12 protein-coding genes and 2 tRNA genes are annotated in these 13,370 nt (G+C 33.5%); all 14 read right to left on the reverse strand.

Annotated elements, in window-relative coordinates:
- Window positions 1-24: 24 nt before the first annotated feature.
- Complete coding sequence (locus tag BSF41_RS07510; RefSeq protein WP_095928881.1) at window positions 25-1,830, reverse strand: hypothetical protein; 1,806 nt, start codon at window positions 1,828-1,830, stop codon at window positions 25-27.
- Window positions 1,820-4,360 (reverse strand): ribosomal protein L7/L12, encoded by a 2,541-nt coding sequence (locus BSF41_RS07515; protein ID WP_095928882.1) that lies wholly within the window; start codon window positions 4,358-4,360, stop codon window positions 1,820-1,822. The genes BSF41_RS07510 and BSF41_RS07515 overlap by 11 nt, the downstream gene beginning before the upstream one ends.
- Before the next feature lie 7 nt (window positions 4,361-4,367).
- Complete coding sequence (locus tag BSF41_RS07520) at window positions 4,368-5,066, reverse strand: hypothetical protein (RefSeq protein WP_095928883.1); 699 nt, start codon at window positions 5,064-5,066, stop codon at window positions 4,368-4,370.
- Window position 5,067: 1 nt separating this feature from the next.
- On the reverse strand, window positions 5,068-6,198 hold the full coding sequence (locus BSF41_RS07525; RefSeq protein ID WP_095928884.1) for an AAA family ATPase: 1,131 nt from the start codon (window positions 6,196-6,198) through the stop codon (window positions 5,068-5,070).
- A 35-nt stretch (window positions 6,199-6,233) separates the two neighbouring features.
- The gene (locus tag BSF41_RS07530) at window positions 6,234-6,860 is read right to left on the reverse strand and encodes a hypothetical protein (RefSeq protein ID WP_095928885.1); all 627 of its coding nucleotides are present in this window, start codon (window positions 6,858-6,860) and stop codon (window positions 6,234-6,236) included.
- A 239-nt stretch (window positions 6,861-7,099) separates the two neighbouring features.
- The gene (locus BSF41_RS07535) at window positions 7,100-7,645 is read right to left on the reverse strand and encodes a 3'-5' exonuclease (protein WP_095928886.1); all 546 of its coding nucleotides are present in this window, start codon (window positions 7,643-7,645) and stop codon (window positions 7,100-7,102) included.
- A 22-nt stretch (window positions 7,646-7,667) separates the two neighbouring features.
- On the reverse strand, window positions 7,668-8,234 hold the full coding sequence (locus BSF41_RS07540; RefSeq protein WP_095928887.1) for a metallophosphoesterase: 567 nt from the start codon (window positions 8,232-8,234) through the stop codon (window positions 7,668-7,670).
- A 65-nt stretch (window positions 8,235-8,299) separates the two neighbouring features.
- Window positions 8,300-8,803 (reverse strand): hypothetical protein, encoded by a 504-nt coding sequence (locus BSF41_RS07545; protein ID WP_095928888.1) that lies wholly within the window; start codon window positions 8,801-8,803, stop codon window positions 8,300-8,302.
- A 322-nt stretch (window positions 8,804-9,125) separates the two neighbouring features.
- The gene (locus tag BSF41_RS07550; protein WP_095928889.1) at window positions 9,126-10,223 is read right to left on the reverse strand and encodes a slipin family protein; all 1,098 of its coding nucleotides are present in this window, start codon (window positions 10,221-10,223) and stop codon (window positions 9,126-9,128) included.
- A 767-nt stretch (window positions 10,224-10,990) separates the two neighbouring features.
- Window positions 10,991-11,776: a hypothetical protein gene (locus tag BSF41_RS07555; RefSeq protein WP_095928890.1), complete on the reverse strand. Its 786-nt coding sequence runs from the start codon at window positions 11,774-11,776 to the stop codon at window positions 10,991-10,993.
- Window positions 11,777-11,788: 12 nt separating this feature from the next.
- A complete protein-coding gene (locus tag BSF41_RS07560; protein ID WP_095928891.1) occupies window positions 11,789-12,415 on the reverse strand; it encodes a 3'-5' exonuclease in 627 nt (208 codons plus the stop codon).
- Between the two features lie 56 nt (window positions 12,416-12,471).
- The gene (locus tag BSF41_RS07565; RefSeq protein WP_095928892.1) at window positions 12,472-13,044 is read right to left on the reverse strand and encodes a hypothetical protein; all 573 of its coding nucleotides are present in this window, start codon (window positions 13,042-13,044) and stop codon (window positions 12,472-12,474) included.
- Window positions 13,045-13,071: 27 nt separating this feature from the next.
- Window positions 13,072-13,157: transfer RNA gene (locus BSF41_RS23645), tRNA-Leu, on the reverse strand.
- Between the two features lie 122 nt (window positions 13,158-13,279).
- A tRNA-Pro gene (locus tag BSF41_RS07570) sits at window positions 13,280-13,351 on the reverse strand.
- Window positions 13,352-13,370: the final 19 nt, after the last annotated feature.

The raw sequence follows: 13,370 nt of genomic DNA on the forward strand, positions 1-13,370 counted from the left end.
ATGATATACCCATTTTACTTAGATTTACTTTCTTCCTTTTAATTTATATTTCATAACATCTTTAAGCATTGATTTGTTTTTTTCATTAAAAGCAACCAACTCTGATGCTATATCAGGTTTAATCATAATTTTATCGGCTACAATCTCGTAAGCAATATTTTTAGTAATTTCTTCTAAATCCTCATGCTTTTTAAATTCGTGTTTCATGGCCTGCAAAAACAACTCTGAATTCTCCGCCGAAACATCCGATTCATAAATTGAGGTTATGACTCCAGATAATTTTTCTGTCGATTCAATATTTGCAAAATAATTATTCAGACAATTGAATGCATCTTTATTATTTCTCCATCCCGTTATCAATACCTCTTGTGCTCCATTTATATTCTTAATTTTATTTTTATAAATAAAAGATGCTTTTACGTATTGATTATTTACTTTATAGTCATCTATCACTTTACCATAAAACTTATCGGCTTCCGGTTTGTCTTTTAGAATCGTATACAAATCTCCCACTTTTTCGTTTTGATTGAGTTCTCTGTATAATTCAATTGCTTGTCTGTATACATGTCCTTTTTCATAACACTCCGCCGCTTTGTTTTTATTATTACAATATTTAAGATGGACTGCTGCTGCTTCACTGTACAACTCCCCTTCTTCCAAAACATCTGCAGCTTTGTAATGATTTTTAAGCAGTTTCATATACACATGGGCTGCCTTTGCATAATCTTTCTTTTCTTTAAATTCTTCAGCCATTTTTTCATATCTGCTTTGTATTGTAGAAAAACGCTCCGAATCTATCAGAGCCGAGCCTCCTCCTCCAGATTGTGATGGCTGACGTGGTGGTGAATAACTATAAGAAGAACTCGAAGAACTGCTATTCAAAAGTGCCAGTGCTATTATTAGACCAATTGCAAACACAATCACAATCAAAGCTAGAGACGAATTAGTTCCCAGATTTGTATTGCTGAAATTGCAACTCTTCAGATTAAATAGAATGATCAGTACAAAAATTATCTTAAAAACAATTAAAAAAGGCTTACCATCAAATTCAGATTCATCCATTTTATTTCTGCTTCCTCCTGAAAAAGAACGACCTCCAGAGAAACCTGAGCCATTTCCTTCAAAAGAAAATTTTCCATCAAATCCTCCTCTAGCAGTTCCTAAAGTATCTAGAGGAATAGCCAATTGTAAAGCCATTTCAGGATTTTTATCAAGAAAGGCCAAAAACTTATCCATTTCCTTTTGATTTCCCTTCATTAATTCCTCCATATCAAATGGTAATTCATCTGGTAAATCTTCTTGTGAAAATGGCTTTTCAAGCGCTTCTAGAATATCTTCTGTATTTGCTTCGTAACGTAATGATGATATATACTGCGGAATATGAACTGTTTTGGAAGGTTCCAGTATATCGATTTCTTTTAAAACTGGCACTTCAATTAAATCGATCCACGAAACTTCTTCCTTTAACTCTACTAATCCAATATCTGGATGCATGAAATGATAGTGCTCTGAAAACAAATTGTGCCACTCAGCCTTTGTTAGCTGAGGGGTCACAATTGTATTTTCGGGAATAAATAATTTATTTTCTATCAATTGGCAGAAATAATTCTTTCCGATACGATCCGTTTTAATCAGACTCTGATCAAAAACCAACATACATCCAAACAACTCATTTGCCCTTACGGCAGGAACTGGGAAAGTTTTGACCAAATGGAATGCTAATCCCATATTCTGAATTTCCTGAAGCCATACTTTCGGCAATCTGCTTTTTATGAAAACACCTCCTTTAGGAAATGTATTTTTAGAATTTATGCTAAGTTTAAGTTCCATTTTGTCTTACATTTTTTATAAACGGATCCAGATATTTTTCCAAAAAATCTTTCTCCTTTACACTCGTCAGAAAAGAATCTGTTATAAAATAATCGTTACCAGAATATTCACTTTCGGAGGCCATAATTGTTCTGCCGTTTACAATAAAAGGAATATAAAATTTGGAGATGTCCTCCTTACTGCTTTCAAATATTAGAATTCCATCCTTATTAGTTACTCTACTTCCGTCCTTAGACTCAAAACACAAGGTTTCTATATAACAAACAGCACCGTTACTTTCTATAGTATTCTTCAATACTTCAGCCTCCTGTCTTGTTACATCATTTAAAACAACTCCAAAATCCTCATCTACAACAGCTTTACTTTCAAGTAAAGATTTACCTGTATTTTGTTTTATTATTTTAACAAGATTAATAGCTGATGCTCCCCTATTTTTCAAAATAAGATTTACTTTTTCGTAAAATTGTATTGCTGGGTGTTTCCAGTCAGTAGAATAATAACCTCTCTTAGAAAACTCTAAGTGCGTAAAGTTAAATCCGTTAATTTCAATACTATCATTTACAATTGACAATCCTTTTAGTTTTTTTATGACGCTGTATTTGAACTTACTATTCATAAAATCCCTAACAAAAGAATTTTGTTTCATGCTATAGTTCACAAAAGCATCATTAATCAAATTACTAAATTCAGACTTCATTTTTATTAAACCATCATCGACACGCCAATAGCTTGTACCATCAGTCAAATAAAACTCATTCTTATATCCAAAAACATTAACTTTTAAATCATTAAATTCTTCATTAGAAACCAAATTACTTTTTAACTCCTGTTTATCAATATTATAAATACTAATTTTTGGTATCGAATCGCTTACATAACACAACAGAAATCTCTCGCCTTTGCCATTGGTTTTTATAGCAAATTCTCCTTTGTCAAAAGGAAGATTTGAATCTATTCTTTTAAATCCTTTGTTGAACTCATTACTGACAAACCAGAATAAATTTCCGTTTAGATAGGTATAAAAGTCGGTACCATAATAAAAGATATTCTGATAGCTTCTTTCTAATGGAAATAAAAGCGGTATATTATCTAAGTCTGTTTCTGAATACTTACGGCGTGGAGAATCTCGCTTTTCTTTTTCCCACAGTTCATCCAGTGGCATTATAATATGCTGAAGCATTTTTCTGCCTTTATTCTGATTTTTATAGACTTTGATGCCTTCTATCTCCATTTCAAAAACATACTTAATCTCAGTATAATAAGTACTTATCACATTTTTCATTGCCGTCAGTTTCAAACTGTCTTCTGAGGAAAAAAGAAATACTTCCTGATTTTTACTGCTAATTTTATTTTGCTGAAAAAATGATTCAAGTCCTTGCGAACAATCCAGTTTACCGCTAAGCTCGCTCAACGCCTCAATTACATCATGAACATTACCTAATGGAACTTCTTTAAAATCCTGACCTGCTATAAAAACTCTGCACTTAATATCGGTTTTCGGATGTCTAGCAATCGCAATTGCCGAAGCAAAAGACAGAATCTTAGGATTTCCCCAATTTTTTAATGAGCTGTCGATAATCAAAATACGTTCGAACTTATCTGCTTCTGGCGGAACTTCTCTTTGAATATAAAGCGCTTCGTTATTGGCTATTCTGGACATAAAAACGTCATCGTCATACGCAAATTCAGAGATTACCAATTTATCAAAGTCGCCTTTGTTTGTCAAATCCGAAATTCCTCCCAAAGGCTGTTCGCTTGGGTGATTGTGGTGCAACGGAATATGAAGCCCTGACCAAAGTCGTTTGATAAGACTTCCTACATGAAACGTACGATCATCATTTATAAGTTGTTCCACAAAAGTTGCTGCATCGATAAGATTTTCCTCTTCTAAAATTTCCTCTTGCAGCTTCTCCTTTAAATCCTCATGCGGATTATTTTCCATGGCATGCAAAATGGACTCCACAGTTGGAAAATTCTTTTTTAGTAAAGCCAGCGTTCTAAAATCTTTTATAAAATTGGCATCATTAAAGGGTTCTTTTACACCAGCTCGTACCAAATGATGTCTTTTATCTTTATATTCCTCGAGAATCTTTTTGGCCTTTTCAGTAGAAATTCTGTTATGACATCCATCAAAAATAGTCTGAAACATTTTCATCCTTTTTTCACCAGTTTTATATTCATCTGGCAAAGCGGAAAGCTGTCTCATAAAACCAATACTGGCGCCTAATCTAAACGAATGTTCTATAGGAAATGATTTGGTTATTTCTATGCCTTTTGCCCACTCCTGAATTCTGTCAATAGCTTCTTTACTATCATTATTGGTAGCAGTAATGGCTAATAAAAGAGTTCCGAATGGTGGAAAATTACTATCAGAAAGCGCTTCTAAAATTTCAAAGACAAATTTCTCATAACCGATAGTTTGTCCATTCGGAATTGAGATCGTCTCAAATACGCTATCTGGAGAAAATACCTGATTTTCCCATTCCCAAAAATAGTCTGTAAACGATTGAAAATATCTTTGAAATTCCATTTTTAATTTATGAAAAAGTTAAGCGAAATGAACTAATTGATAGTGGTTTTACATTTTGTTTGGGAATAGAAGAATAACTATTATCCTTATTCCATAGTATTATATTTTTATCGAAAGGATTTAATTTATCCTTAAGTGTTTGGGTCAAAACAGGCCATTCAAAATCATACCCTGTAGGGATTAAAAAATCATTCTTAGACCAAAATGTATTTCCTTTTAAAGGCAATAAAGGCTTCCCGATAATCAATGCTTTATTATTGATTACAACCCATTGCAAAGGTTCAAGTCTAAATTTTGGTGCAAATTCGATATAGGATTTCAGTTCCTGATATTCTACCAATAAAGCGTATGCTTCTTTTACATCTTCCGATCGTTTTAATGCAATCTGCAGTGTATCACTTATACCAAAAAAATTATGATTGAAATTTGGCAGTGAAATAGGCAAACCTCTCAAAACCGGCGACCATAATAAACCCGAAGGCAGTTTTTTGGTAGGTAATTGTTTTCCTTTTTCGAACAACAAATTTTCTTTTAACTCATATATTTTGATATACGGAATCTGTAGAAGTTCAGTAGAGTCTATTTGATCGTCCGTGAACTCTTTTATCCAGATGGTATTGGTCTCAAAAGCTATTTTGAGATTTTCCCAATGTCGTATTGCTCCAAGAAAATCTTTATGCTCTTTGTTAATTTCTAAAAAGTACATGTTAAATAGTTTGAAGAATTTTTTGCCACAAAGATTCTATATGTTCCTGAATGTATTTTTTCTTTTCTGCATCTTTGATCCAATCGCAGCGGGTTTGAATATATCTCAATTTATCTTTGATCACGTTTTGCTCTTCAAAAGAAAGGCTATCATCCTGCCATTTCTCGATCAGATAATTTACTTCTTTCATTACACTTTCAGCATCCGGCGTCTTATTGTACATCGCTTGCGGGTGGGCTTCTGTAGAAGTATCTTTTTCGATAATTTTATTAATGATTCCTTCCAGAATTTCAATTTGCTCTTCGTTATCCCAGATATATTTCAACACCCAAAAATCTGACACAATTGATTCTTTTCTTCCGCACATTAGCGCACTTGCTGCAACAAGGTTCTGAAGTTTTACGGCACGTCGGTCTGAAACTTTGATGCCAGTATTTCGAAGACTATGAATAATATCTACATATTCGTTTCGTGTAGCACTCAAATCTACCTGACGACAAAGTTTTTGCAATTCGCGAACCTCATCTGCCGAAATAGTTGGCACTTCTTCAGTCACCGAGCTTTCCAGTTTCCATCCAGCAAGCAATACCTGATGCAATAAATCTGGTTCTACATAATCACATTTGATACGAATCAAAAAACGGTCAAGCAAAGCGTTTAACGATTCATCTTCCGGCATAAGGTTACTTGCACCTACAAACATCAATGCTGGCAATTTTTTAGTTTCTTTACCACGGCGAAAGATTTTTTCGTTAAGCGCCATCAACAAACTGTTCAGGATAGCCGAATTGGCGTTAAAAATCTCATCTAGGAAAACCATAGAAGCTTCAGGCATCATACCGTCAGTATTGGTAATCAATTCTCCTTCTTTTAGTTTTCGAATATCAAAAGGTCCAAAAATCTCATTAGGTTCTGTAAAACGGGTCAACAGATATTCAAAATTTTTGTCGCCCTCGATTCCTTTAGAAAGCGATCTGACAATGGCGCTTTTTGCAGTTCCCGGAGGTCCAAGCAAAAAAGCATTTTCTCGTGCCAGTAATCCAATTCCTAATAGATCGATAATTTCATTTTTACCAACAAAAGTTTCTTTGATATGTTTTAAAACGGCATTTAATTTAGCTGTAGCATTCATTATTTTACTTCTATTTTTTAATAATTCGTTTGTTTTTAAAGTTGAGCCCAGAATAGCTTTTGGTAGTCTCCAAACCCTATTTCCAATTGTTTTTTTATAAAATCAGACTGTGCCCATTTTATAGATTTTCTTTGCACCACTCGGTCAATATAAAGTTGCAGTAAACAATCATTTTCTGCGATTATCTCAAAATTTACATTTTCCGAATCCAGATCAGACCCAATAGCAGAATAATGAAATTGAATTAAATGTTTTTCTAAAATATCAATAATCAAATCTTCTGGATCAATCTTCCTAATTTCTGTTATAATCTGAGGTAAAAAACGCAGACAAAGATCTGATGAAATAATTGCCGAAGCATCTATTGTGCCTTTATAAAAAGGTAAAAGTTCTTTTACATCACTCATTTTATGCTCTCTGTGCAATAAAAGTTGCGTGGCCAAATATAACGTTCTGGCAGACCATAAAGCAGCTTCTCCATTAAAGTCGGGGGCAGTTCCTGGATATTCTAAAATTTCCTTTTCATATTCTGTTTCCAGAAACAAAACGGCTTCTTTTTCCTCTGTTTGGGCTATTGTAATTAGTTTATCATACAAAATAACCTGTTCAATGGTTCTGAGATGATAAATAGTATCCAAAAAAGGCGTTTTTATTTTTTCCATAGTATTATAATTATACCTTTCTGAATCGGATTTTATTTCTTAATAGAACAATCTTCCGTCTCATACGAAAAATTGTACATTAACAAATATATTATTAAATCCGAACCTTTGCGCAAATATTCGTTTTAGCTTTTGCAATTGTTTTTAACAAGAAAGTGAAACTACAGCTGCAACAACTGCAGTTTCCTTCTACAGCTATCAACCATGCATTTTGATAGCTATTATTAACAAATTAAATTCTAATTTTTAAGGCACCAATTCAAAATCTTTGCGATGTTTTTGGCATCGTCAATTCCGCGGTGATGTGTTCCTTCTAACGGAATATTCAGCAATGCAAGCGCACCATTCATTCCTGTTGGTTTAACCAAGCCAAACTTTTCGGCAAAATGCTCTTTTACATTGATATGCTCCTCTCCCATTGGATAGGAAACACCAAACGATTTACATTGTTTTTTCAGCATATTCAAATCGTACTGACCGTAACTTGCCCAAGTGTAGAAATCGGGATTATATTCGTCGATAAGCTCATTAATAGCATCTTCGAAACTAACTCCGCTCTTATCAAGTAAATCCTGAGTAATGGTGGTCAATTCTGTACAAAACAAACTAACGGTTGAGCGTTGCGGCTTTACCAATATCCCTTTATTCTTAGAAATTGCTCCCGTTTCTGTGTCCAACACAGCCAAACCAATTTCTATAATTTCATTTTGCTGCCCGCTCGGGACCGCGCCTTGCCAGCATGTGGCTTCTAAATCGATAATAATAATTTTATCTGTAGTTTTCATTTTTTTAATTTTTTTTTAAAATTTACAATTCCCTATCTCCAAAAGGAGCTTTCCAAGCTTTCGCTAAAATGCGGGCCTTTACCTCATCATAAGAAAGAGGTTCATAATTGTGGCAATCAACACCAACATCAAACGAGCGAGAAGTTTCATCATCAAATAAATGACCGTGAGAGTGACCGTATAAGTGCCATGTTCCTCTAAATGAACTTCTCCAAACTTTCATTGCATAGTGAAACAAGATTATTTTCTGCCTTCCGTTTGGTGCATCTCCATCTTCAACACTTAATTCATAATAATCTTTAATCCACTCAAATCGTTTAGCGTAACTCAACGCCGATTTATCGTGATTGCCTTTTACGAGAAAAATAGAACCATTTAATTGATCTAAAATTTCTTTTGTTCGTTCTGGTCTCGCCAAAGAAATATCACCTAAGTGATAGACAATATCTCTCGGACTCACCTTTTCATTCCAACGTTTAATGAGTTCCTGATCCATCTCCTCTACCGAGGCAAAAGGTCGTTCACTAAACCTAATTATATTCGTATGACCAAAATGATGATCAGACGTAAAAAATATTTTTTGATTCATTAATTTTTTAATTTGAAACCACCAATTTTATACTGATGGTTTCTGTTGTGTTTTCTCTGTTTTTATCAGAAAAACATGCTTTTAAAATCTAGAAAGAAACTTCTTTTCTTAGACTTTTTTTCAGACTTTTCTTTTTTTACAGCATTCTTCTTTTCAAAAACAGCTTTAGCTTTCTCAAGCTTTTTAACTGGTTTTATCTCTTCTTTTTTAGAAGTTTCATAAAACTTTTTGAAAGGACGTGGCTCAAAATCAACCAAAATAGCTGCCATATTTATAGCATCAATATTGGATGGATCTGTTTCTCCTTTTAAGAAAGTTTCGATAGGTCTGAACTTGTCTTTCTTTTCCTTAAACTTGTTCTTTTTCGCATGATCGAAATCTAGCCCTAATAGGTTTTTAAAAACATTTAAATCATCTTGAGTTGGGTTATTTTCGAAAATAAGCCAGCACAAATCACGAAGTTTTCCACGAGAAGGCTTGTACAAATAATCAAAGTATTTGCCGCCTTTTTCTATCTCGTATTTATTTCTAATTGCTTTTTTATATTTTTCTAGTGTATTGTTTTGCATGATATTTTTCTTTTGCAATTCTTGGAAATCTCAGGAAATCAAAGGCTTTTCTGGGAAATCCAATATCACAAAGTTTAAAAGCACGCTTGCTTTACTAGAGAAATATCTCTAAATGATATATAGGGTTTCCCGAAAATTTACCTTTTCATTCCATAGGCTAATGCATTCTAAATCTGCTCCTTTAATTGAGGCAAACGAAGATTCACTTAACTCCACTGTATCCGTTTGACCTTTATGGCCCGACGCAAATCCTATTTCTTGATTCATCCTTAAATTTTTATTATTAAACTTAAACGATCAACATTTACTGCTAATGGTTCTTTTACTTTACGAAGATTTCTTTTAATTGACCAATTACGTTTCCACCTCCAGAAATGGTGATTTCGCCAATTTTATCAGCGATTTTTTCAACGTATTCCATCTCTTTCAACTTCCACAACATTTCGTTTTCTTCCATCAGCTTTGCTGTGTTTAGCAAACTTCTTGTTGCTGCAGTTTCTTCTCTTCTCATAATGCTATTGGCCTGCGCTTTTTTCTCAGCAACCAAAACCTGATTCATGATTTCTTTCATATCTCCTGGAAGAATTACATCTCTTATTCCAGCATCAGAAATTGCTAAACCTAAATCTTTGATCTTAGTTTTTGCTTCTTCTAAAATAGCATCGGCAATCGCATCCTTCTTTGACAATAATTCATCTAAAGTTAATCCGCCAACAAAAGCTCTTAAAGCCAGTTGCATTGCGACATACAATTGTTTTTCAAAATCTTTATTTTCAGTCAAAGCTTTCATAATATCAACCACTTGATATCTCACAAAAAAATTGATTCTTAATCCTGCTTTATCTTTAGTCAACAACTCCTGACCAGAAATTTCCAATTGTTGCTGTCTAGTATCAACCGTTTTCACTTCGATTGTAATGGCGTTATTCCAGAAATAATGTGTCCCTGATTTCAATTCTTTCACAAAAGTTCCATTCACAAATAATAAAGCTTTGTCATTACTTGCTACAATAAATTTTCTTGTGAAGTATCTCATCTTAACATTTTCCAATAAGTTTACTGGAATATTTTCTGTAATTTCAATTTTAGACAAATCTGCTTTAATGAATTCATTTTTTACAACTCCTTTCCAAAAAGCATACTTTCCTGGCACCAAAACTTCTTTGAAATTTCCTTTTACAAATTGCAACACAATTTCGTTATCGGCAACTTCAACAACTTCCAAAAGAGATGCTAACACTTCATTTTGCAATAAAATATCCAACTCAAAAGGAGCCTGAAAAGATCCGTTTAGATCGTAAATCATAATGTTTTTGTTTCCAAAAATCCAGTGTAATCCTTCTTCTAATACTTTTATTAATTTTCTATTTTCGAACACCAAGCCTACTTGGTAAGTCTCGATTTTAATTCTTTTTATCATAATATTTTTTTGTTTAAGGTTTAAAGTTTCATGTTCCAAAATCTTAAACCTCTATACTCTTTATTCTTTTCTCTATTCTCTTTTCTCTATTCTCTTCTTAATAAAAAAACCTCATTGTCTTTCTCCTCCAAGAAAAACGGACGAATAGTTTGTTCTTTGTCTGTCTGAGTTGTTTTTGATTCTATTTTATTGAAAGAATCCCCAAATTCTCTTAACAATCAAATCAAAAAGAAAACAGACTTTTCAAAACACATTTCGATTCGCACTGGCTTTATCAGAGTGTGAAACATCAGATTCTAAAATCTTAATTTCACTGACAAAGACAAATTAGTTTTTTCTAATGGTCATCTTTTTAAGAGTGATGGTCTCTACTGTTACAGGTTTTTGAGACCCGTCGACTAACCAATTCGTCCAACCGAAACGTGTTCGGTGCAGGATTCGAACCTGCATAACACATCCAATGCTCTATCCAAATTGAGCTACCACATTACTGTGAATGGGATTCGAACCCACAACCCTTAGATCCCTTGTGCGATAATTTTTTGGAAAACCATCAAAACCTCCAAACCAAGCTGCATAGAAAAACATAATACGCTTTCGCGAAAAGTCTGCTACAATGGTGCTATACAGAAACACCCAACAAGGCTTGTTTGATATTTTTAATCAAAGTCTCCTTTGATATTCATTTTTTTTTTTAAGAACGTTTTTTGTTTCTAAAACAAAGATTCAAATGATCCTGCGCAATTATTCTGCGCAGGATATTTTTTTTAATTAATCCATTCTATAACCGTCGATAAATAAGCTTCTCTTACTTCATCAAATCGAGTTATGTTCGGAATATGATTTACTTCTAACAAATATTTAGAACCATCTTTTCCAACGATATAATCATTTCCAATCATATCCATCTTCAAAGTTTCTTTGATATAAATTGTATCTGCTAGTAAATCTTCATCAACAGGCATAAAACCTGCGTTATCAGGATGAATAGATTTTAACCAATCGTCTCCTTCTAATTTAATCTGCCAATAAACATCTCCAATCATCATGATACGAACGGCTTCTCCTTCATAATAAGGTTCAATTGTAGCCGTAAATTGGCTTTCCCATTCTCCTGTAAAACGATGTTTATTCTCGCCGCAATGCCAATTACCCCATTTGGCAACCGTATCATTTGCAATAGTTACAGAAGCTCCAGCACTTATAAACCCACGAGGTGCACTAAATTTCGAAAGAGATAATGCTTTTACCAGGCACGGAATCTTAAATCGGCAATCCAACATTGCTGCCGCATTCGGATAACAGTCTCCTCGCCAAATTGCTAAACCAGTAATAAAATCGAAATCATTATCGTAAATTCCATAATAAACCACTTTATCAACTGGAAGCATTCCAACTCCATTGGCTTTTTCCATATAGAGCACTTCATCTTTTACTACGATTTTAGGAATAGACTGATGCCAAATAATATGTCCTGAATAATTGGCTTTTATTACATCATACTCTTCTTGTTCAATTCCAACAAGGGCTATTCGGTTGTATAATTCTTTCATTTTTTTAATTTTTTATTTCTTTAAAACTTTATACAGCAATTTGGCTGCATTGTAAGCATCATCCGCTCCATTATGATTCTCTCCTTCAAAAGATTCTCCTATTAACTCTAGCTCTTTCAATAATCCTTTAGGTTTCTCCTGAAGGTAAACTAAATTAAAAAGTGTCTTTATATTCAAATAGTCATTTCTAAATGGGTTTTCAATTGCTTTTGATTTACATTCTTGTTCTAATATTTCTTTATCAAAATCGCCATAACCGGCAAATGTTCTATACTTTGCCGAATATTTGGAATTAATTTTCTTCAATGCTTTCTCAAGAGAAGTTCCTTCTATCTGTAGTTTTTCATTTGTAATTCCAGTTAATTGGCTACAAAAAGAAGAAACTTGAGAAACTTCTGGTTTGATATAAAAACTTTGTTTATCTTCAATTTCTCCAGACGATAATATTAACTTGCATACTCCTATCTCGATAATTTCTCTCTGATTTAAGAGTGTTTCCTCCTTAGATTCCCAGCAAGTTGCTTCAATATCAATCACTATAATTTTATCATATAACACCATGATTTCTAAATTCTTAATTATTATTATTAAATATATAATTTCCCGGTATTTTCTTTTTTTTGAAATTGCTGTTCGCATCTCATAAAAATACCCGAACTGACGGACTGCTAATCTCTAATAACTCTTTACTATTACTATCCATTAAGCATCACTTCCATTCGTTTAATACCAAAATCTGATTTTCTTAATTTACACATTCGCTCATCTGAAATGTGATGGAAAACAATACCTTCAATGTCATTCTCTGATAAGAATATTTCTAAATCCTCAAAATCAAGACTTACAAAATCAAGTATTTCACTTCCGTGTTTTACCAATGTATGTTTCTCAAAATTTTCCGGGTTTCCTTGTACTTTAGGTCCGCATAATTCGTAAGTTCCATCAACTTTATTTTCTAATCCATCAAAACCTTCAAAGAAATGTTTATCCTCTGATTTTGAACGATCACATTTTAACCAGTGTGGGTGATGTCCCGAAATTAGATCTGCTTCCTGGCAAGGAATTGCTCCCAACGGAATTGTTCTTCCATTTTTAGCATCAAACCTTTTAAATATTTCACCCTCTATAATTGCGACAGATGTACCGTCAAATTTTCTGGTTGCAATAGCTTCTCCTTCAAAAACCCATTTGTTTTCAATATTAATTTTATCTATAACCCTTCCTAAATCATTAGGATCTTTGGCGAATAATGTGCTTATCTTTTTCATTGTATATTTTTTTAAATCTTCATTTTGTACAGGAAGAGTCCCGATAGCTATCGGGGCGAACTCTCAGGAAACTGATTCTAAATCAGCCGTGTTTACCATTTCACCATTCCTGCATTTTTAATTAAGTTTCTAAGGTTCTGAGATGCTAAGGGACTACGTTTTTTAAACTTTTAAATCCGAATCTCAGCAACTCAGTAGCTTAGAATCTTAGCAACTTTAAAAACCATTTCATTTGTCTGGGAAGCAGGATTCGAACCTGCGACCTCCCGCATCCAAAGCGGGTAAACAACCTCCGTTATCTTCCCAGGTCTATTTATGTAACTTAG

Origin of the sequence: Flavobacterium sp. ACN2, from assembly GCF_002303885.1 — a bacterium.
Classification (GTDB): Bacteria; Bacteroidota; Bacteroidia; order Flavobacteriales; family Flavobacteriaceae; genus Flavobacterium.

What these genes read in the sequence shown, in the direction of transcription:
- BSF41_RS07510 (WP_095928881.1), bottom strand. Translation starts at nt 1,830, where the DNA reads ATGGAACTTAAACTTAGCATAAATTCTAAAAATACATTTCCTAAAGGA.
- BSF41_RS07515 (WP_095928882.1), bottom strand. Translation starts at nt 4,360, where the DNA reads ATGGAATTTCAAAGATATTTTCAATCGTTTACAGACTATTTTTGGGAA.
- BSF41_RS07520 (WP_095928883.1), bottom strand. Translation starts at nt 5,066, where the DNA reads ATGTACTTTTTAGAAATTAACAAAGAGCATAAAGATTTTCTTGGAGCA.
- BSF41_RS07525 (WP_095928884.1), bottom strand. Translation starts at nt 6,198, where the DNA reads ATGAATGCTACAGCTAAATTAAATGCCGTTTTAAAACATATCAAAGAA.
- BSF41_RS07530 (WP_095928885.1), bottom strand. Translation starts at nt 6,860, where the DNA reads ATGGAAAAAATAAAAACGCCTTTTTTGGATACTATTTATCATCTCAGA.
- BSF41_RS07535 (WP_095928886.1), bottom strand. Translation starts at nt 7,645, where the DNA reads ATGAAAACTACAGATAAAATTATTATTATCGATTTAGAAGCCACATGC.
- BSF41_RS07540 (WP_095928887.1), bottom strand. Translation starts at nt 8,234, where the DNA reads ATGAATCAAAAAATATTTTTTACGTCTGATCATCATTTTGGTCATACG.
- BSF41_RS07545 (WP_095928888.1), bottom strand. Translation starts at nt 8,803, where the DNA reads ATGCAAAACAATACACTAGAAAAATATAAAAAAGCAATTAGAAATAAA.
- BSF41_RS07550 (WP_095928889.1), bottom strand. Translation starts at nt 10,223, where the DNA reads ATGATAAAAAGAATTAAAATCGAGACTTACCAAGTAGGCTTGGTGTTC.
- BSF41_RS07555 (WP_095928890.1), bottom strand. Translation starts at nt 11,776, where the DNA reads ATGAAAGAATTATACAACCGAATAGCCCTTGTTGGAATTGAACAAGAA.
- BSF41_RS07560 (WP_095928891.1), bottom strand. Translation starts at nt 12,415, where the DNA reads ATGCGAACAGCAATTTCAAAAAAAAGAAAATACCGGGAAATTATATAT.
- BSF41_RS07565 (WP_095928892.1), bottom strand. Translation starts at nt 13,044, where the DNA reads ATGAAAAAGATAAGCACATTATTCGCCAAAGATCCTAATGATTTAGGA.